Annotated in this window: 14 protein-coding genes, 1 other RNA gene and 1 CRISPR repeat array; all 15 genes read right to left on the reverse strand. The window is 39.7% G+C overall.

Annotated elements, in window-relative coordinates; all coding sequences use genetic code 11:
- Positions 1 to 606: 606 nt before the first annotated feature.
- The gene (locus tag L1D46_RS01330) at positions 607 to 792 is read right to left on the reverse strand and encodes a hypothetical protein (protein WP_239976600.1); all 186 of its coding nucleotides are present in this window, start codon (positions 790 to 792) and stop codon (positions 607 to 609) included.
- Between the two features lie 186 nt (positions 793 to 978).
- A CRISPR array of direct repeats spans positions 979 to 1,123; the repeat unit is 23 nt; unit sequence CAGCTGCCTATGCGGCAGGTCAC.
- A 122-nt stretch (positions 1,124 to 1,245) separates the two neighbouring features.
- Positions 1,246 to 1,839 carry a type I-F CRISPR-associated endoribonuclease Cas6/Csy4 gene (gene cas6f / locus L1D46_RS01335; protein WP_239976601.1) on the reverse strand — a complete coding sequence of 198 codons (594 nt, stop codon included), beginning with the start codon at positions 1,837 to 1,839 and terminating at the stop codon, positions 1,246 to 1,248.
- The gene (gene csy3, locus L1D46_RS01340; protein WP_239976602.1) at positions 1,836 to 2,858 is read right to left on the reverse strand and encodes a type I-F CRISPR-associated protein Csy3; all 1,023 of its coding nucleotides are present in this window, start codon (positions 2,856 to 2,858) and stop codon (positions 1,836 to 1,838) included. The genes cas6f and csy3 overlap by 4 nt, the downstream gene beginning before the upstream one ends.
- Positions 2,858 to 4,909, reverse strand: coding sequence for a type I-F CRISPR-associated protein Csy2 (locus L1D46_RS01345; protein ID WP_239976603.1), 2,052 nt, complete (start codon positions 4,907 to 4,909; stop codon positions 2,858 to 2,860). Before L1D46_RS01345 ends, csy3 begins: the two co-directional genes overlap by 1 nt.
- Positions 4,910 to 4,912: 3 nt before the next feature.
- Positions 4,913 to 6,091, reverse strand: coding sequence for a TniQ family protein (locus L1D46_RS01350; RefSeq protein ID WP_239976604.1), 1,179 nt, complete (start codon positions 6,089 to 6,091; stop codon positions 4,913 to 4,915).
- A 99-nt stretch (positions 6,092 to 6,190) separates the two neighbouring features.
- A complete protein-coding gene (locus tag L1D46_RS01355) occupies positions 6,191 to 7,963 on the reverse strand; it encodes an ATP-binding protein (RefSeq protein ID WP_239976605.1) in 1,773 nt (590 codons plus the stop codon).
- Positions 7,960 to 9,186 carry an SIR2 family protein gene (locus tag L1D46_RS01360; protein ID WP_239976606.1) on the reverse strand — a complete coding sequence of 409 codons (1,227 nt, stop codon included), beginning with the start codon at positions 9,184 to 9,186 and terminating at the stop codon, positions 7,960 to 7,962. The genes L1D46_RS01355 and L1D46_RS01360 overlap by 4 nt, the downstream gene beginning before the upstream one ends.
- A gap of 101 nt (positions 9,187 to 9,287) precedes the next feature.
- The gene (locus tag L1D46_RS01365) at positions 9,288 to 9,593 is read right to left on the reverse strand and encodes a helix-turn-helix transcriptional regulator (RefSeq protein ID WP_010606796.1); all 306 of its coding nucleotides are present in this window, start codon (positions 9,591 to 9,593) and stop codon (positions 9,288 to 9,290) included.
- Between the two features lie 202 nt (positions 9,594 to 9,795).
- On the reverse strand, positions 9,796 to 11,646 hold the full coding sequence (locus tag L1D46_RS01370; RefSeq protein ID WP_239976608.1) for a UvrD-helicase domain-containing protein: 1,851 nt from the start codon (positions 11,644 to 11,646) through the stop codon (positions 9,796 to 9,798).
- Positions 11,636 to 13,930, reverse strand: coding sequence for an AAA family ATPase (locus L1D46_RS01375; protein ID WP_239976609.1), 2,295 nt, complete (start codon positions 13,928 to 13,930; stop codon positions 11,636 to 11,638). Before L1D46_RS01375 ends, L1D46_RS01370 begins: the two co-directional genes overlap by 11 nt.
- A gap of 91 nt (positions 13,931 to 14,021) precedes the next feature.
- Positions 14,022 to 15,035, reverse strand: coding sequence for a TniB family NTP-binding protein (locus L1D46_RS01380; RefSeq protein ID WP_239976611.1), 1,014 nt, complete (start codon positions 15,033 to 15,035; stop codon positions 14,022 to 14,024).
- 2 nt (positions 15,036 to 15,037) lie between these two features.
- A complete protein-coding gene (locus L1D46_RS01385; protein ID WP_239976612.1) occupies positions 15,038 to 16,876 on the reverse strand; it encodes a Mu transposase C-terminal domain-containing protein in 1,839 nt (612 codons plus the stop codon).
- The gene (locus L1D46_RS01390) at positions 16,869 to 17,423 is read right to left on the reverse strand and encodes a TnsA endonuclease N-terminal domain-containing protein (RefSeq protein ID WP_275668387.1); all 555 of its coding nucleotides are present in this window, start codon (positions 17,421 to 17,423) and stop codon (positions 16,869 to 16,871) included. The genes L1D46_RS01385 and L1D46_RS01390 overlap by 8 nt, the downstream gene beginning before the upstream one ends.
- 203 nt (positions 17,424 to 17,626) lie before the next feature.
- An RNA gene (gene ffs, locus L1D46_RS01395) (signal recognition particle sRNA small type) lies at positions 17,627 to 17,723 on the reverse strand.
- Positions 17,724 to 17,859: 136 nt separating this feature from the next.
- Positions 17,860 to 18,729: a DUF3014 domain-containing protein gene (locus L1D46_RS01400; protein WP_178927203.1), complete on the reverse strand. Its 870-nt coding sequence runs from the start codon at positions 18,727 to 18,729 to the stop codon at positions 17,860 to 17,862.
- Between the last annotated feature and the right edge of the window lie 49 nt (positions 18,730 to 18,778).

Raw genomic sequence — 18,778 nt, forward strand, 5'->3', positions numbered from 1 at the left:
GCATTAATGAACTTGTATAGTCATATATAAATTTATACATATCTAATAACCCCAAATACCCCGTTTTAGTTTTCCAGCTCCGAGTATCTTTAAGCTCATTTTAATAGTCTCAATTGGCCTTCTAAAGTTAAATAACCTTTTTGCTTCTTCAAGGAGAGTTTTTTAACCTCGTTCCACTCATTAGCTATACTTTTTTACCTATCATTATGTTGCATTAGATAGAAATCCATAATTGTTCTATGGAAGCTAGCGCCGGTATATTCTGTCATATTAAGAACAGTTAATGTATTGCTTACTCACATAGCCAATCAAATATTCAAATAAAACGCTTTTGAAAAATACTTTTGGAAGTGTATTTTGGAACCAGCTAACAGTGAATATGAAATAAACTGAGATATTGAATCACTGTTTTCTATTGAATACTCGAAACTTTTGATATTTCTTATTTCATCTTTTGCGCAGAACCCCATGAAAGATTCAAATATACTAGAAGAAGCTCAATTACTTGCACTCAACTCATTCAAGTAACTGATAACTTAGATGACTTCAACTTCAATCTGGGGGAGAAATTTGGAGAATAGATAGATCAAGAAAAGCATATTTGTCTTAAATATCGATAATATTGCTAGAAGAAAACATTTTAAACACATCAAGTTGCGAACTTTGGTGTAATTGTGTCAGTACTTCTACAACAGGTTCGGTATCTAAACCACGCTCAGTGAGTTCTAAGGTTTTTTCAATAAAGCTACCTTGAGCAGCAGAATCTAAAACAATTGCTTTTAAGTTGACCACTTGTATATACCGTCCTTTGTTCGTTTTATATTCATACAAAATACTGTTGAGGAACTATGTTAAAAATCATACACTTTTTTTTGTCTATATGAACCAAAAAGCCCCAGTAAATTCTGGGGCTTTTGAATTGGCCTCTGCCTTTTCGGCAGTAATATGTCATATGATGTGGTTGTTTACTTCCTGGCCTAATTTCAGCTGCCTATGCGGCAGGTCACCAAATTCTCCCTCACGAAGACGAGTTGTATTTCCAGCTGCCTATGCGGCAGGTCACGCACATCTTCTCTATGAAGTCTTTTATTAACCATTTCCAGCTGCCTATGCGGCAGGTCACTATTAAAGTTAGCTTAAAAACTTATAAATTCCATGCAATTAAACCTACTTTTAGCAAATAACCTTTGTTTTACCAGCAGCTCTTAACTCTTTGATATACAGCATTCCAAAAGCGATCGATATTTAAAAGGCAAGTAAGGGAACACTACCTTTGTGCTCTTCGTTTGTTGCAAAGCCATAGCTGTTGTATGTGTTTTTTATTGAGTCTGTTGATTCTAATCTCAGGTGCAACACAAAGTCATTGTGATTGCTCTTGCTGGCGATAGGAATTTTGTGAAATGCGCTAATTTCTGTATCGTTCGGCACGTACTGCGGAGTATATTCTTCACCGCGAGCTTCGGCTCTGCGTTTTGCGCGTGCCATTCGACGACGTTTTCCTCCCATAGATAACTTATCCAGACTGTGGTCACGGATAATCTGTACTTCAGGAATATCAACTGGTACTGACTTTATGGCAGATATTTCAAACAGCTTATCGTGGGTCATCATTTCAAAGTAGTTTTGATGACTTAGGTTTTTAAGTGCGACTTTATCTTCACTTACAAAAGCTATCTGATTGCCTAAGTGTTTGTCGGTCCATTTGGGGAAGCTTACGCCAATGTGGTTGCAGCTTCGTTCGTTCATAAAACCATGCAAAATGCCAATGCAGCGGCCTGCTAATAGGGTTACATCACAATTTGTTGGTAGGTAAGTAATGGTGAAATATGCTCGGCTCATTCTTTGGTCCTTTGGAATAACCCGCCTTTGATTAAAACGGCTGCTATATAGTGAATATGGCTGGCTTGCTCTTGGTTTTTTAAGCCGTTTTGCTCCATTCCTTTTACGTATAGCGCCACTTTTTGTAGCAGTGAATAAAAGTCTAATCGGTTACTCGGCGCGCGTCTGGCAATCACGTTTTTGTAGTCGGCTCCGTATTCGTGAATTCTTAACCGCTTGTTTGCGTCTTCATTGTACCAATCATCAATCATTTGAATGGCAGCCCCTATCTTTTGAGAATGAAAGCAGGCTGCGTCTTTACCCGTTACTTGGGTATAAGCGTAAGCTCTTGCTACATCATCGTTTTCTGCGAATGATTGGCTTGGATAAATCTCTTGCCCAAAGTAGGTGTCGAGCTTGGCGGTTACTTCTAAAAAGCAAAAACTGTAAGGGTCTTCTAACCCTGTTTGGATCACTTCTGTGAGGGTATGCAGTGCATCTTCAGCTTCGCGCCATTTGCCATCCCAGCGTAAACGGTTTGCTTTGGTAATACTGATAGGGTCAAATCCTTCGCCAATTATCTCTAAATCTACATTGGGTGATGTTTTGTTTCGCCATAGCCACTCGCACATGAGAATATTTTTGGAGTAGCGCTTTGCCAACTCCCCAAAGCCACCATGCTGCTTATAGGTGTTCATAAACCGCGCTAGCCAGTAACTTACTTTTGGCTCACCACATACATTTGGTTCTAGGCTGTTTGCTTCTACTCTGAGTGAAAACCGGCAATAGAGTTTTTGCACTGTGGGTGGCACATAGCAAAGCTCTATGGTGTGCGGATTACCAAAGGCTAAGTCTTGCGGAGCAAGCTCTTTAGGAGTGGCTTCATTTTTGTAGGCTTCGGCGAACCCTGACTTTTGACCACGGATCTTTTGTCGTTCAATTTGTAATGGTTCAAAATCGCTTTCGGGTGTTTTATAAAAGAACACCGCCTTACCTGGCGAGAGTGAGCGGGTGTATGAGAGCTGGCGCGGGAGTTTCATTAGTCGTACTCAAACTTGGCTTTTTTCATAAGCATAGATGCTTTTTTGCAATGCATAGCCCAAAATCCATGATTAAAAAAATGCCGAGCGCCAGATAGCCGGACCGTGACTGCATCTACACATTCAAGCAACCCAATAACAGGCTCAACATAGCAATGTAACTGGGTGATTGAGCCTTGCCTTGGCTTTGGTTCTTCAAGGGCTAAGTAACCCAATGCAGCAGGCCGCATAGTAGGTCGCAGTGTTAACTGCTCAGCCAGTTCTTCAAAACAGCTCACTTCAACCGAGGTTGGATATAACCACGAACCACCTTTTGGCAAAGAGCGAATACGCTCAAATAATGCCAGTGGTTTTGCATAAACTTGGCACCAATCAACTTGATCATATAACGAGGGCGGATGAAGCGCACCACCCGCATAGCCCGATGGAAATGCTGCTTTTAGCAGGTTTTCAGACAAGTCGTTAGCAACAGCTTGATTATCAGTTTGCACTCTAAATACCAAATCAAAACATATATCGCACTTGGGTATTTGCATAATTGCCGAACGCAGAGGAACAAGCTTTTGACCGTCTTTTTTGAGTTTGTTGGGCTCAGGCAACTGCTTATTGTTGTGCAATTGATACGAGCGAACATACGCAGCAACACCAATCACATGTACGCCACCGCCTAACAACTTTTGCAGCTTGCGTTGAAATTGATGCCCCAAACCTTCAAGCGCGGTGATTGACGGCATACCCATTAGGTAAGGGTTCGGCATTGCCTCGGCGTTGTAGACTCGCAAATTCTGGCAATGCACGTACTGAATATGCTCCGCCTCAAATTCATCTTCTTGGTTATTTTGATGCGATAGCACATAGCTAAGTTGCGCTTTTAAGATAGACATTAGCTCTGGGTGATAAGCGTAACGCTTTAAGTATTTAAGCCCACTCATTTGCTTATTTAGATCTTGGCTTAAAACAAGCTCTAATTGCTTGTATTCCTGCATGACTAAAAGCTTTACTGGCTCAAAGTTTGAGTCATTTACCGCTTCGTTTTGCGCTAGTTTGATAAGCTTTTCTAACCATCCATAAAGTGCTGTTCGTAACGCCTTCGTTGCCGCAATACGTGCCAAACGCTTTTGCCTAAGCGTATTAAATGGCTTTGACTTTGATAGCACCAGTAATGCCTCACTCACTGTTTTGCTATTTAATGCCGCCACATTAAAAAGCCGTTGCTCGTCTTGGCTGAAGTAGTCGTTAACGGTTGTCGCACTGTAAGTTTTGGCGAAATACTTAAGCACGTTCACTCTGCCGCCCAGTGCGCTAGGCAATTCTCCCACATTTGCAGGGCGATTGTGCTCAATGATCCCGCGTTTAAGCAAACCGCTGCGCGTTGCCATTTGCAGCGCAGCTAAAACGGCATGGCTCACAACGGGCGATACACTCAAATAGTCTTGCTCTATTGGAATAAGTAACTGAGGGGTGTAATTACTAATTTGCTCGGGCAAGTCTTCACTGGGGAGCTGTGCAGCTATTTGCTCACACACAGCAATCACATCTCTTTTTAGTAACCCTAGCGCTCTAAACTGCGATACCCAAAAATCCTCTTGCTTTGCAAGCAGCTGTGCCAAGCACACGTATTCACCACGCCACACAAAGCCTGTTAAAAACAACTTAGCATGATTGATTTTAGCGCTGTCGTGCGACCAGCCAAATTGCGTTGGGTAACTGCTACTACTGACTACCCTAAGCCCATCATCAATCACTTGAGCCAATAACCTTTGGTGGCTAACTCGAATATCAGGGTACTTTAAATTATGGGTGTGATACCACTTCACTTCATCAATACAGGTTTTAAGGTGTTGCTCATCACACAACGCGACTTTGGCAGCACTCACGCTTGTTAAACCTTTTATGTCTTTTCGCTTGTAAGTGAGGTTAATTAAAATCACCAACGCTTGAGGCTCACTCCCTGTTATATCCACATGTTCAGAGTATAGTGCAAATGCGGCTCGTAGCGTTTGGGTAAGCTCTTTGCTTGGCGTATTTTGTAGTAGTGTGTGCAGTTCCATTGATCACCATGGTGGTACAAATTGTTGTTGGTTATTAGGCATGTTCGGTGCAAAAGACTGCTGTAGTTCAATAACCTGCCTGAGATAAAACACGCTATCGCTCGGCTTTAAAAACGTATTCTTTTTAGGTGGTTGAGCTGCTGCTAAAAAGCCCTCTTCATACAACCTAAATACTTGCTCGGTACTTGTGCCAAGAATGACTGCGGCATCAAGCATAGAGAGTAGTAGATCACCTAGGTTTGGGTGTTTTTTCTTTGGGTTTTGCTCAACGAGCTTGGTTAAAAATGTAATGATGGCCAACTGCACCGTGTTGTAGCCTTGCGAGCCAGCGCAGGCCAGTTTGCTGTCTTTAAGTAAGCTGCCGAATACATCATTAAATGGTGTGTGGTTAAACGGCCTAAGCTGTTTTACTTTAGCAAGTTCAGCGGTGTTACTTAGTTCATCTTCAAACCCACTGGGCCAGTTAGAAAAGTAGCTCACAAACAGCTCGCTAAACTCATCGTCATCATAGCTGATAGCTCGCCACTGACTAAACCAAGCCAGAAGCCCGACAAGTTTTGCAACGGCGTTGCTTGCAAGGACATTAGCCAATTTTAAGTCGGCTTGGTTTGCTTTTGGCCCTTGCTTGATTACAGCACCACACTCGCACTCTAGAAACGCCTCAGACGCTCTGTAATCAATTTCAGCATCACATTGCCCACATATTCTAGTTAACTGCTGATTATGCTTATGACAAGCTTTATAGGCTCTTAAATGCCAAAGGTAAGGTATGTGCGCATCTTGATTTAAACATTCCGTGCAAACAGGAATCCCAGACTTACGAAGCAACTGGCGAGGCACCAATAACCCACCACGAGAAACCGCCGTAATAGCACCAAACTGTGTATTACTTCGGAGCCAACATAAGTTAAGCAGCTCAGACGCTTCAACCCCTGCTAACTGAGCAACCAAACGCAGCGCCCGAACTCGAAAATTACTCGATTGCGATGCCTTATACACATCAACCGGTTGCAACTCGTTTGGAAAAGCTCCCTCAAGCTCGTGATCTTGCGTTACCAGCCAATCCCACAAAATATCGGCCATATCAGCAAAACCAAGATAACCATTATCTTGAGACAAGCGAAGCAAATAGCTTTCAATGGTTTCATCTGGGTAAGGAGTTGTTTGAGAAAGGAATTGCATTTAAAACCTAAACTAAGGAAAACTTAGTTTAGGTTTAGATTAGCTTTTGCTGCCAGTCAAACTTTACTTAGCCAAATTTATACAATTAACCTAAGTAGCTCAACTCCATAACTCTCCAATATTAACATCATCACTGTCGGGCCTATGGCCATCGGCAACCTCATTAAATTGAACAACCATAGGAATGTCGAACGAGGTACCCGTTAAAACAGCACAACCTTTGGCTAGGTTAGGGATCATCTGCCGCGACAGTTCATCTAAAGAGCTAATTGTGTTTTCAAGTAACTTAAGATCTCTATCGTTGACTAGTCTATGAATAAAGAAATTATGTAATTGAGACATTATTGTTGGCGAAATATCAGCGGGTCTTTGACTAGATAAAGTCAAAAAAAAGCCAAACTTACGCCCTTCCTTTATTATTTCTTCGAATAGCTCCAGCCTGTAGTCTTTCCAACTTTCGCTTTCTCTGGTTGACTGCATAGATAATATATTATGAGCTTCATCAATTATCATATGTAAGGTTTGCTGAGGAGGACTCTGATTGATCACTTGCTGCTTGTGAAAACCGTAGTAAAACTTTGCCAGCAAAAGGGGAAGGACTTTTTTAACTTCTTGATTTGATTTACGAAGAGATATAACAGAGAGCAGCTTTTCACTGGGCAATACTTCGTCAATATTAAAAACCCTATCTAACGCAACCAATGAAGCCTCTACTCTTTTGAGTAATGGCTGAATATGTTCAAATTGCACGTAACCACTAACTAGGTCTGCTAATAGTTGAACGTTAATCCTTAATCTCAATTCGTTAAATGGTGATAGTTCAGTAAGGCTAATAGCATCAACATGGGGCCTACAACGAGTGTTGTATGCCACATCTTGATCTCCTCCACTTAAGTAGTCAGAAGTCCCAGGAAAATAAAGCTTCTGTTGTACACTATGCCAACCAATTTGAGACACTACGAGCATTAAACCTTGAGATTCAGTAATTTTTGAGATTTCGCTTATTAGATCTACAAACTCTTTTTTCTGGGCTGTACTTGTCAGTGCGAAGTGAAGAGTTGACTTTACATAGTTCTCTAAACTATTTGGTTGACCAATATACTTTTTCCGGCCTGATACTAACCGCTTGAGAAATGGTTTTTGAGTATTCTCAGTCGCTTTAAACAAAATGCCAAATAGCTCTTCATCCCAAAATGCATCGCTAGTCAATGGAAATTTATCTCCATCATCGCTACGAGTATCAAGCTGATATACCTGTTTATATTTGCGGTCAGATACCAACTGGTTATTGGTATATTCACCATTAAAGTCAATCACTACGAAATGACTTTTACCTATAATTTGGCCTAGCTTGTTGTTAAAAAGAGTTGTGTAAAGATTTGTGAGTGTATTTGACTTGCCACTTCCAGTGTTCCCAAAAATACCTAAGTGCGTGTTAAATAGTTTTTCCCATGGTAATGACACCGGAAGTTCTTCAGTGAGCGTTTCTCCGACTATGAAATTATCATCAGGTTTACCAAAAATCTCTTTTACTTGAGTATCACTCATCAAATAAGCAATATCTCGAATCATGGGTAGGTGCTTAATTCCTTCAAAAAAGGTATCCGATTGAAAATACCCTATCGGAATTAGCTCAACTTTTCGGATATATTGATTGCTTTCTTCATCTTTGTACCTCTCATCCAAATATTCACCTTGAACGCGAGCAACAATATCTTTAAACCCTCTTCGAATTAGCAAAAACTCTTGAATTGAAACACCATTAAACTTAACTCCATTGTAGAAAAGAGTTTCTTTATTCGACTCTTCGTATAACTCAATAACAATGTTCGTTCCTTTTATGGAGATGACTTCTCCAATTGCTATGCTCATTGTTCACCACCATATGGGGCGACTTCTGAAGAAAGAAACGAAGGAGGTGTAGGCTCTATTGAATCTTGTCTAACTGACTTACGGTCATAATTATCAAGTGTGAACTTGGCGTCATTAAAATGCTTAAAATCAAGGTCACCTTCTTCAGAGCAGATGTAACCCACATTCGAGTAATCCTTGAACTTATCTTGCATACTTATTAATTCATCATTGTTGAAACATGATACATACATTGTTAAAGATGGGTTGGACAATGCTCGTCGAATTAAGCTCAGAAGATGTTCGTCGGCAAATGAAAAACCAAATGTAATCAAGACTGAGTTGGGCCGCTCTAACTCGTAGCTTAGATGTCTAAGAATTTGATAATATGCCTCTTCAAATAAGGTTTCGTGAAACTTCCATTTTGTTGGATTAACTATAGGGATGCTGGTGTATTTATCCCAAAAATAGTCAAGCCTTAAGTTAGAAAAATCGCATGACCTCAAAAAGTCTTCTATGTCAGATAAAGACTTAGTTGAATCATATAATAGGCCTTTAAATGCTCTAATAATATCAAGCTCGTTTTGCTCAAAAATAATAATGTAACTGCTTTGACCATAGTTAAGGTTTATTTCGTTATCACTTTGCCCTTGCTCCCAATGAACAGAACCGTGTGCGTGAAGTAAATTAACTTGCGGCAATAGTGTATCGTGACGGTCAAAAGCCCCTTTGTTAACAACTCGATGGTTAAAGTTGCTCGTATGAAAAGTGCGCTTTTGAAAACCAACGCTACCATCGTTAACAATAAATTTGGCTGCACGTTCCGATAACAACTCTTCAGTTGCAGTTTCAAAACAATTGTCATAGTTAGTCGTGAATATATTCGCTCTTCTCTCAGAGGGTTTCTGTCTATTTAGGACATTGATTAAGTTCGATAAAAAACGTTTATACTCGTGAACTACACTTTCTTGTTCAGGTGTTCTATTCGGATTTGGAGGGATACTTGAAAATACCTTTGGCAGCCCATCTCTAATACACTCTTGATAATAAAGCATAAAAAGCAACTTTGTGGCTTGTTCGTTCGACTCGTACTTTTTAGCCAAAGTTTCAAAGGTATATTTATTACCGATCTCATCTTTCGCTTCAAGAGCTAAAGTTGGAAGAAAACCATAAGACGCCCCAGCGCCAATGAGAAAGTTAAGGTTTTGCTCATATATATCGAGTAGCTTAAACTCACTTGCCATATTCAATTCCCTCTTGTGACTTTAATTCGAATAGCTAAATTAGATTATTTGAAATATACATTGCAAAAGCAGGCGAATTATCAAGCTAAAACAAAGCTTCTTTATTTCTCATTTTCAGTTAGCTGAATTAGAAGCTCTTTTTGTTTGTCTTTATCCAGTTTACCAAGAGCACGTATAAGCTCTGCTAAAGTATTGTCTTCACAATAGAAATAAGCAACTGGTACACCCAACTCATCAGCAATACGCTTCATCGTGGTAAAATCTGGTGCATGCTTTCCTTTTTCATACTGGTTCATTCGTGCGCTGGCCGTGTTGGGTTCCATACCTAAAGCAATACCTAACTGCTGTTGCGTGTAACCAGCTGCTTTGCGGGCTTCTTTTAGGCGTAAGGGCGTTGGTGATTCCATGAGTACCTTAGCTACTAACTTCAATAGCTAAGATTCTCTTAGTATAGCGCCCACTTTGGTACTAAGGAATACTTAGTTCATCTGAATCCACAACTCTAGACATATATGAAAAGGCTCCAAGGTGCCCACTTGTAAGCCTTCTTAATAATTGGAGCTTCCAACTCTAGGATATAATTGTGAAAAAGCGATTGTCACAATTAAACTATATGAGAACAACTTCGTCCTTTTTAAACCATGATTGCAATGCGGTCGCTTCTACTGCCTTGGGGTTTTTAGTATATGCAACTATTGCCAAGCTCTTTTCCGCGCGACTACAAATCACGTAAAATAATCGTCTAGTTCTCAAAGGGGCTGAGTCTTTCCCATCCGCTTCATTTTTTAAGTCATTCGCACTTAGCGGCTCTGCACCCAATAACTTTTCATAGTTAAAGAGAAAACCACCTGCACTTTCATCGTCTAAAATAGCCATTACTCTCTCAAATTCTAGGCCCTTTACACCTTGATGAGTAGCAAAGCTCGACTCTTCACTAATGTAGTTTGAATAACTCTTAACCGCCCTCATTTTTGCTTGAAGAGCATTTCCCCATGCAACATAGGATTTCTCCAAATCTTCTTGCTCTTTTTCAGTAAAATTGCGTATGTCTGCTTCAAGATAGACTTTTAGCTTGTCGGGGGTATCTAATAGCTCACTTTTGTCAAAAACATCAATTACATCACGCAAGCTTAAGTCTTCATGTTTCAATCTCAATTTAAACTCTTCAATCCGTTCATCGGCACTAATTATAAAATCCATTAAATTCTGATTTGATCCACAAAACATTTTAGAACCTAACTTTACAAATCTAGCTATTTCGAAATGGTCATCTTTTATAATCGCTTCAAATAATGGTAAGACTAGATTAACTATGAATTGTAACTCTTGGCTGGTTCCGTTTAGCACTGAATCCTTTAAGTCTGCATTTTTAGCCAAAGGGACAAAAAACTCAGCAAAGCCATCTCTATCTGCAGCCATTGCATGCTCAAGAGTCAGACACTTCACATTATGAATGTTTCCCCAATCATCATCGCCAGTAACCTTTCGCATAGATTCTCTAATGCTTGATTCAATATCGAACTTATCTTTTCGTTCAGCATCCACGATAAACAGCCTTACCAATCCATCTGTGGCATTATCTTTTGGTTCTTGCTGCACCTTATCCACATCAAACCTTATAGCATTAATAAGTGTTACAATTCTTTTAGGGCACCTATAGTTTATTAACTTTGCAGGCTGCTCCCAGTCATCTGGTAAACTTGAATCTAGATCCTCTTTCCCCCCGCCATAAATGCGCTGCATCATGTCACCAAACAAACCCAGAGCAAACTTCCTCTTGTAATTTTTCTGAACAATGATAAGTGCATTCATTAAGTGTTTATCTGTATCCTGACTCTCGTCAATCAACAAAACTGGGAATCGATTCGTTAGTAGCTTGTGCATTAACGGGCTATTTGCAATGAACTCGGATGCTATTGCAATAACCTCAGTATGGTTTAATGCGTCTCTTTCAGGTTTTCCCGATGTGGGGCTGTATGTGAATTCAGTAATACTATCTAGTACTTTTAAACGGTTTATCTTGCTGTCTCTGCTTTTAGCATTTTGAACTGCCGTTTTGCCATTAGGATCACGTGCTTTTCCAATTTTCTCATCGAGCTCTCTAATTTGAACCGTTAATCTATTTTTAAGGAACTCTCTAATATCCTGAGTAAACGGCTTGATCAAATCCCAAGCAAAACTGTGTATGGTTGATACTTTAAAGGCAGGGTCGAATTGAAGTCGATGTTTAATTTCATCACATGCGGCATTCGTATAAGTTATAACCGCAATTTTCGCACCTATGTCGATATAACGGTGTAAATCATTTTGTTTAACATGCTCTAGAACATTCACCAAAGTTCTCGTTTTTCCCGACCCTGCACCAGCAAACAGCAAAAAACTTGTGGGTGAATCTAAGTTAAGATAACGATATATTTCCTTGTCGACGTCTTCAAAGTGCAGAGGGAAGTTATTGTCCACTGAGCGTTTCCTCGATTACTAGCTGTTCAGTTACGAAATCTCTACTCGCCTTATGTAGTTCATTTTGAAGCCACTCCAGCCCCTCTAAAACATATTGAGGTATTAATAACTCGCTAGGATCAATATCATAAATAATATCCAGAGCCATTTGAGCTTTCCCTTTATTGTCTAGAGCTTTATACATAGCTTCTGCACATTTCTCTAAAGTATCCATCTCACAGGCATCTTTCATTTTCTTCATCATACCCGTAGGCTTTGTTAGCTTCTTTAGTAACTCTATATTAGTAAGGGCAAGCGAATCTTCAAATGTATAAGGAATCGCTTTTCCTTCTTGCTTATGGTTATATTTGACTTCAATATCATATTGATATGCAGCTCTTGCATTCCCTAGTACTTTGCTTTCGGAGCCTAGATCAAGAATTTCGTCCAAAGATTCCGTATTGAGATTGAACCACTGCTTCAGCGTACTACTTCCTGAGCGTTGACCTTTTCCTCGTTGTGGCTGAGTAGAGCTATTATTTGACTCTGGATCCGTTGCATCTGTATCAGTTATCACCAGTGTCGGCAGGCCTAGAGCATCAATCAAAGGCTTTAACCTTTGAGCATGTGCACCACCGACTTCAAGAATGGAGATATAACTTCTGTTTAAGCCAAACTGTCCATCAAATTTATGACGAATAAAATGTGGTAGTAACATCCTTTCAGCTGCACCTTCGACCAAAATAACTCCATTAGCAAAAAACAAATCACAATGTGTTGTTTTAAGGTAACGAGTTACAAATTTTGCAGTTAGTTCACTATCATTATCTCGTTTCCTTGGATTGCCAAATACATTTGAAAACCCTATCACTTCAGCCCTTGGTGACCTGTTAAGCTCAGTCGAAGGGTGACGCTTGAAATATCTAAGTTTTTCAAAGCCAACTTCATGTGCAATGTAACTGGAGTGGCTGCTGACAACTAACTGGGTATTAAATGGTGCTAAAACTCCTTTTTGTAGTACCTCAAAAGCTTTGCGAATAAACACTTGTTGGACCTGTGCATGCAAATGTGCTTCTGGCTCCTCTATGAGTACTAAGTGTAGTGGTTCTTTGGCAATATCATCCTCAGTTCTGCGCTTTTCCGCTTTTCCTTTTCTCATCCAATTATCTCTGAACCCAATAAGTTTAAAGATCATATAAATGAGATTTTTATAACCAAGTCCATTGTAGCTTTCTGGCAGAGCTAGCTCTCTAATTTGATCTTTGTCCGATTTCTGGATATCAAATATAACGGTTGCATTGTGAGCAAGGTGCTCAACTGGACCAGTGTTACTAGAAAGAAATATATCAGGGTCATTAAAACCAGGGTAACCAAGTCCTTTAAGCTCACCTAGAGCATCATTGAATGCCTCATTTAATTTACTATCAAAGATAGTCTTTGCATTGTCTATAGCTTCTAAGGCTTCGATATCTTCTTTCTCAGGATAATCTGATGGATTTAGATGTCTGCTGTAATACTGGTTTAGTTGAGATGATAGGCTGCTAGGCCCCTTTAAATTGTTACTAGCATGAGGATCTGAAAACCCCCGCTGAGCTTCAATCACATTAACATTGAATAAGCCATGAAATGGATACGCATTCAAAGGTACTTGATCCTCCGAAAGCTTTTGAGGAATTAGATTTTCTTCTGCAACTGTTGGGTCCAACAGATAAGCTTTAACGTCAAAATAAGAGTTCATCTTCTTATCAAGGTATTCCCTCATATCCCTAGGCCAAAGTTCTAACTTCTTAACTCCCTCTTTTGGCTTTAACTCCTCAGTTACTAATAATGCAGCATTATATTCTTGCAAGAAATCATGCATTAAGCTTTCTATTGATTTTGGTTGATAAATCAACCTTACTCCCAAGAGTCCTCCCCTCCACTTCAAAGTAGGCACCAAGTGGCTTACTCTGTGAATTTCATCAACATCCACTTTCAGCCATATATCTAGGCTTGGGCAAAATGGCTGCCACTCATGTAGAGAATTGCCAGAAACGTTATCAGGATCAGACCAAGATTTTGCATATCCGTTCAGAGTCGACCAATTACACAAAGTAAAGTCCGTCGTTGCAAATCGCCTTTGACTACCTATTTCACTACTTTCCTTGCTTTTTACTCTTTGGTCCAGAAAACCAATTAAGGCATCAATAGCAGATGTCTTGCCGCTGTTATTCGCCCCTACAAATATAGTTTCATCATTACCAAGATAAATACGAGTAGACTTTAACTTTCGGTAATTCTGAATATCTATGAATTCAATTTTCATCTTTAATTCCCTGATAACAATTTGCAGACTGCTGCCACTATCAAGCTATAATGCCTTAAAAGAAACCTTTTATAAACATGACATTTACAAGTCACTTCTTCAACAACTGCACCAACGGCACTTTCATACAAAACTGGGTATCAATAAATGGGTCTTCATCTTGAGGCCCATCGGGTTTAAACGTGGAATACTGTTCCACCTCACATCCTTCAATTTCATTAACATTCATCTCAAATACATTGTCGAGTTCTGGCCGCCATGCCTTAAACGCAGAACTTAAACATTGCTTGTTTAGTGTTACAGCATCGCTTATTAGCGCTTCAGTAAGTGCTGAGTCTAAGAAGTTTTTCAGCTTTCGAAGGCAGCCATTTGAAATGGCAAAAAGTGATAATGCAATTTCCAAATCCTCAAAGCGGGGTTTGTCTGAAAATGGCAATCGATTTGCAAACCCCTTAAGAACACGAATAAATAGTTGAAGCTCTTTTTTTTCTGATATTTTAAAGTAAGGAATAAAGCGGCGAATAAAAATACGTGATGACCACTGAGGCTCATCGGCTATTTGATCTATCCAAGGCATACCGACTAATACAATGGAGATCCCCGCTTTTTCATTAATGTATTTAAACTGATTTGCAATGTCTCGGCGCTTTTTACCTAGGTTGTTTTCAACAAGCTCTTGAAACTCATCAATAATAATTAGCTCCGTACCTGAGCGTTTTAGTTGCTCAACTAAACTTTCAGCCAACGCGATTTCATTGCCATGTTTAAGTCGTTTGCTAGATTTAGCTCCAAACTGTCCTAGGTCGTGCAGCAACTGCTTTAAGGTGGATTCAATTGATGGGTTACTCGGTATTCGGCTTAGCAGTACGGGGACTTTGCGCCGGCCATCAGCAAAGTGTGGTGGGTTGTTTTCGTAATAATGTTTAATCAATGCAGATTTACCACAGCCAGTATCACCACTTAACATCATGCATGGCTTTTCACCCGCAAGGTCGTGATGCAAACGCAGTTTGTCGAAATCATTTATGATGGTCTTTGGTATGGTGTATTCAATAAACACCGCTTTGAATTGATTGAGTTTTGCCTTTTTAGCCTCGGTCAGCATAACTAAAACGCCTCAAGATCTGAGACAAAATCATCCCAGTTATCGTCGTCTTTTGGCTGATCCGTTTTTATCTCTTCTTTGTTTTTAGGGGGTATGGCTGGAGCTGCAATTGAGGTAAGGTTTTCATTGTTAATATTTTTAGCTCTTGCAATTGCTTTCACCCCTTTAACTTTCGCTTTCCTGAGGGCTTGAGAGACTTCTTTTACTTCCTCTTCAATGCGCTCGTTAATGTAGAGCCTAGCCTTAGCTAAACTTACTTCATCAACTTTTTCATAAGTATTTTCTCTCAAAAGGCGAACATTTATCTTATGCATATCAAGTGAAAGACCTTTAATTTGTTCTTGCTTAGGACTCACACTTGGCACAGTAATATAGCCATCTTCACCTTTTATAAATACATAAATTTCAGAGAGATCGTTTGGATTTATTTTGATAGTTACTTTTCTTGATTCATTTCGTGCCATTAGCTTTCGCAGGCTAGAAAGCTCATCACTATCATACCTAATGTGTTCATATGTAATACCACCCTTGCGTATGGTGCGCTCAGTGGTAATACCTAGAACGACGTCTAAATCTTCTATTTCTTGAGCATCCAACGTATACACTGGCGTTTTCTCATTCCCTTCTTGCCACAATTCATATGGTATATAGCGGTAACGTGAATCTGGTTCCTTATGATAAACGTCTATAACCCACTTATGAAACTGATGAACATATGTACTAAATCTTACATGAGCATATTTCTTTGGATCATAATCATGTTTTTCGGCTATGTTTGAGAAGGTTTTTCCTGGGATATCACCATTGTACTTATTGTTGATCGTCTTAAATGCACCTTCTACAAAAGGTTTATGCCAAGGACGTTCTATTTTGTTAAATTGGATATTTGTAACTACCTGACGGCAAGCAGAGTCTAACGATTCACACCAAAACTCGCAGGCGTTATCAACCACTAAAGTACCTATCTTTCCATGACACGGCCAATCACCTGTTATATCAGAATACCTACTTACGATAGACTCCTTTGGTATCATTGCTTGCCGTATAGCCTGCATTACAGCGATATAGCCTGGACTTTTAAAACCAGTATGAAATCCAATAATGCACCGGCTATATACATCCATCAGTAATGTTAGATTGGCCCGACCCAAAGGCACGAGTGTTTCATCATCAAGCAAAATTACATCCAATGGAGTGTGATCAATTTCCACTCTTTCTAAAGGTCTTAGAGGTAAGGTGTGGCTATCAACTTTGGCAAACTCAATATCAGCAAGTCGTTTGCCATATCTATCCACCATCAGATCATATTGAGGTAAGCTGTCTATTCGGTTTTTGAATGCTTTGTAAGACAAAGCTTTTAAAGGCGTGGAGATAACCGAATCGTTCTCCAATGTTATGAGGTCTTTGTAATACCTATACACCGCCGCAACAGATAGGCGCTCTTTTGTGCGATAGCGATTCAGAGCCATCTCAAAAAATTTGTCTGTCTCTGTAAGTGTATTTCTATTGCCCTTGCGGTCGTGCCTCGGGACGAGCGAAAGTATGTTTCCGCCTGATTCTACATATAGCTTGTGCCACCTTGCTAACGTTCGCCATGAAGGAACCTTTTCCCCTTCAAAGCTTGGGATATCTTTTAACAAAGAAGTTAAGTTTTTCTCCGTCCATCCTCCAATCAATCGTTTTGAAATCCATTGCAAATATTTAGTTCGAGCAACTGCGGTTTGTTGGATGTTTTTAGGATATGTAGCTAAATCTCGATTAATTGACTTCGGCTCAATGGGCTTAAATAGTGCAGGCTCATTAGTAAACTCATCTTCAAAACCAAAGTCATCTTTATTCATCACGCCATACCAGTGAATCTAAGCTGAGCTTAGAAGAAAGATCTGAGCTAATTTTACCAAGAGTTAACAGCCTACAAATTGAAGAAAAGATATCACCCACGGTTACTTTGATAAGTTGGGTAAGTTCACCAACACGAAGTTTTTTATAACGAGTAAGTAGATTAAGAATAGTAAGTTGTAACTCTGTAAGTGCTTGATACCCTGCATACTGATGTAATAGCTTAAGATTATCCAGCATGGGTTCAATACAAATCTGTGCATCTGTCACTAAGACAAGATCAATTCCGAGATCTTCTCTAGCTGTTTTGCGTTTTTGAGTGAATCGAGCAATAAAGTCTGAGCTTTCCGTTTTATATTTAGGTTTAATTTCAATCAGCTGCTGTTTATTTGATGTATTGGTGAGCAGAAAGTCGGGGGTATACCTGTTGCTTTTCCCTTCAAATTCATACATGAAACCCAGGGGCTGCGCTTCAAAACATTTTATTTTAGGGGAATATTCAAAATGAAAGCATGCATCATACTCGAGTGAGCTTTCGACTAAACACATACAATTGTTCTTTGCGCTGGCAAATTTGTATAAGTTTTTTACTCTGGAATGTTTGAGCTTCCGCCTAATCATTATTAGATCCAACGAGTTGTGCTCATTAATAATTAGACTATGACAGGTTATTATGCAAATTTTGACAGGTTTGAAGGGCTAATATGACAACTTACACTTCAAACAACACCAAGTAGGATTTTGGGTGGCAGTCTTACCAGCCGCATCTCGGCACACACGTCACACGCTGTGGCTGCTCCCTTCCGGGCCTGACCAGGTTCACCTGCTAGTGTTGCGAGAGGACCAATAAGACTACCATTGAGGGCCTTGTTTGGCGCGGGAGGGATTATCTCTACTTTTAGCCTGTTATTCAAGGGGTATTCGAAAAAGAAAGTGCGATTGCATACTTGGTATACAATCGCACTGTATTTAGGGGGGTAATTACTTACTTTTCAAGTTCAGCTTTTATGTTGCGTAAAGCTGCTTTCACTTTTTTCATATTTTCTGGCCCCATGCGCAGCAATTGTTTTTGCGCATCAGGAAGATTTTCCCATTCAGAGTATGCGTATTGATAAGTGACTGAGTTACGAACTAGTGGCATATCACCTTTTGGTTCTGGCGTATCTAGAAGCACATCAATAGCTTCTTCTAAAGTCCCAGTAAATGCATCACCTTCGTAGCCAATTTCTGCATAAGCTTCGTTGATAAGAGGTTTATATTCATCATACATACGAATCACTTGCGCAGCACTTAAGCTTGTAAAGAGTTTCACATAAGGCGTATAGCGCTCATAGCTATTTGGATCAATTGTTAAAATATCACCTTCTATGACTTTGAACGACTCCTTAGGGCGCTCAACAGGAGCATGACTTAATGCTACTTTACCTTTTGCAATGTTATCAACATACACAACACCACGACGAATAAGATCATCAGTCACCATTAAACTCATCACTTGGTCACTTAGTAATTCATCCATGCGAGCAACAACAACTTCATCACTTTCATTTAAGGTTGGTAATGGCTTAACTTCAGGAACTGGCTCAGGAGTGCGCTCTGGAGCTGTATCTACTACAACAGGCTCTGGTTCAGGGTTTGTAACTTCAGGTTCTGACTCTGCTTCTGGTTCTTGATATTCCACAACAGGTACTTCTTCAGTAACAATGTCTTCAACAACTTGAACTGGTTTATCTTCAGGCTTTAATAAAATAAACGCTGCTACACCAGCGATAAGGATAAGAATAACAACCGCAAAAATGAGGTTATTATTTGATGAACCTTTTTGTACTTCAGGTTCTGACGAATGCTCCGACATAGACACTCCCTTAAAAATAAAACAGATAAAAATACGAAAAAACCATTTA

This window comes from Pseudoalteromonas sp. Isolate3 (assembly GCF_022398505.1).
GTDB classification, from domain to species: domain Bacteria; phylum Pseudomonadota; class Gammaproteobacteria; order Enterobacterales; family Alteromonadaceae; genus Pseudoalteromonas; species Pseudoalteromonas apostichopi.

Coding starts and splice junctions, on each gene's coding strand:
- L1D46_RS01365 (WP_010606796.1), bottom strand. CDS start 9,593: ATGGAATCACCAACGCCCTTACGCCTAAAAGAAGCCCGCAAAGCAGCT.
- L1D46_RS01350 (WP_239976604.1), bottom strand. CDS start 6,091: ATGCAATTCCTTTCTCAAACAACTCCTTACCCAGATGAAACCATTGAA.
- L1D46_RS01400 (WP_178927203.1), bottom strand. CDS start 18,729: ATGTCGGAGCATTCGTCAGAACCTGAAGTACAAAAAGGTTCATCAAAT.
- cas6f (WP_239976601.1), bottom strand. CDS start 1,839: ATGAGCCGAGCATATTTCACCATTACTTACCTACCAACAAATTGTGAT.
- L1D46_RS01375 (WP_239976609.1), bottom strand. CDS start 13,930: ATGAAAATTGAATTCATAGATATTCAGAATTACCGAAAGTTAAAGTCT.
- csy3 (WP_239976602.1), bottom strand. CDS start 2,858: ATGAAACTCCCGCGCCAGCTCTCATACACCCGCTCACTCTCGCCAGGT.
- L1D46_RS01345 (WP_239976603.1), bottom strand. CDS start 4,909: ATGGAACTGCACACACTACTACAAAATACGCCAAGCAAAGAGCTTACC.
- L1D46_RS01360 (WP_239976606.1), bottom strand. CDS start 9,186: ATGGCAAGTGAGTTTAAGCTACTCGATATATATGAGCAAAACCTTAAC.
- L1D46_RS01380 (WP_239976611.1), bottom strand. CDS start 15,035: ATGCTGACCGAGGCTAAAAAGGCAAAACTCAATCAATTCAAAGCGGTG.
- L1D46_RS01385 (WP_239976612.1), bottom strand. CDS start 16,876: ATGAATAAAGATGACTTTGGTTTTGAAGATGAGTTTACTAATGAGCCT.
- L1D46_RS01355 (WP_239976605.1), bottom strand. CDS start 7,963: ATGAGCATAGCAATTGGAGAAGTCATCTCCATAAAAGGAACGAACATT.
- L1D46_RS01390 (WP_275668387.1), bottom strand. CDS start 17,423: ATGTGTTTAGTCGAAAGCTCACTCGAGTATGATGCATGCTTTCATTTT.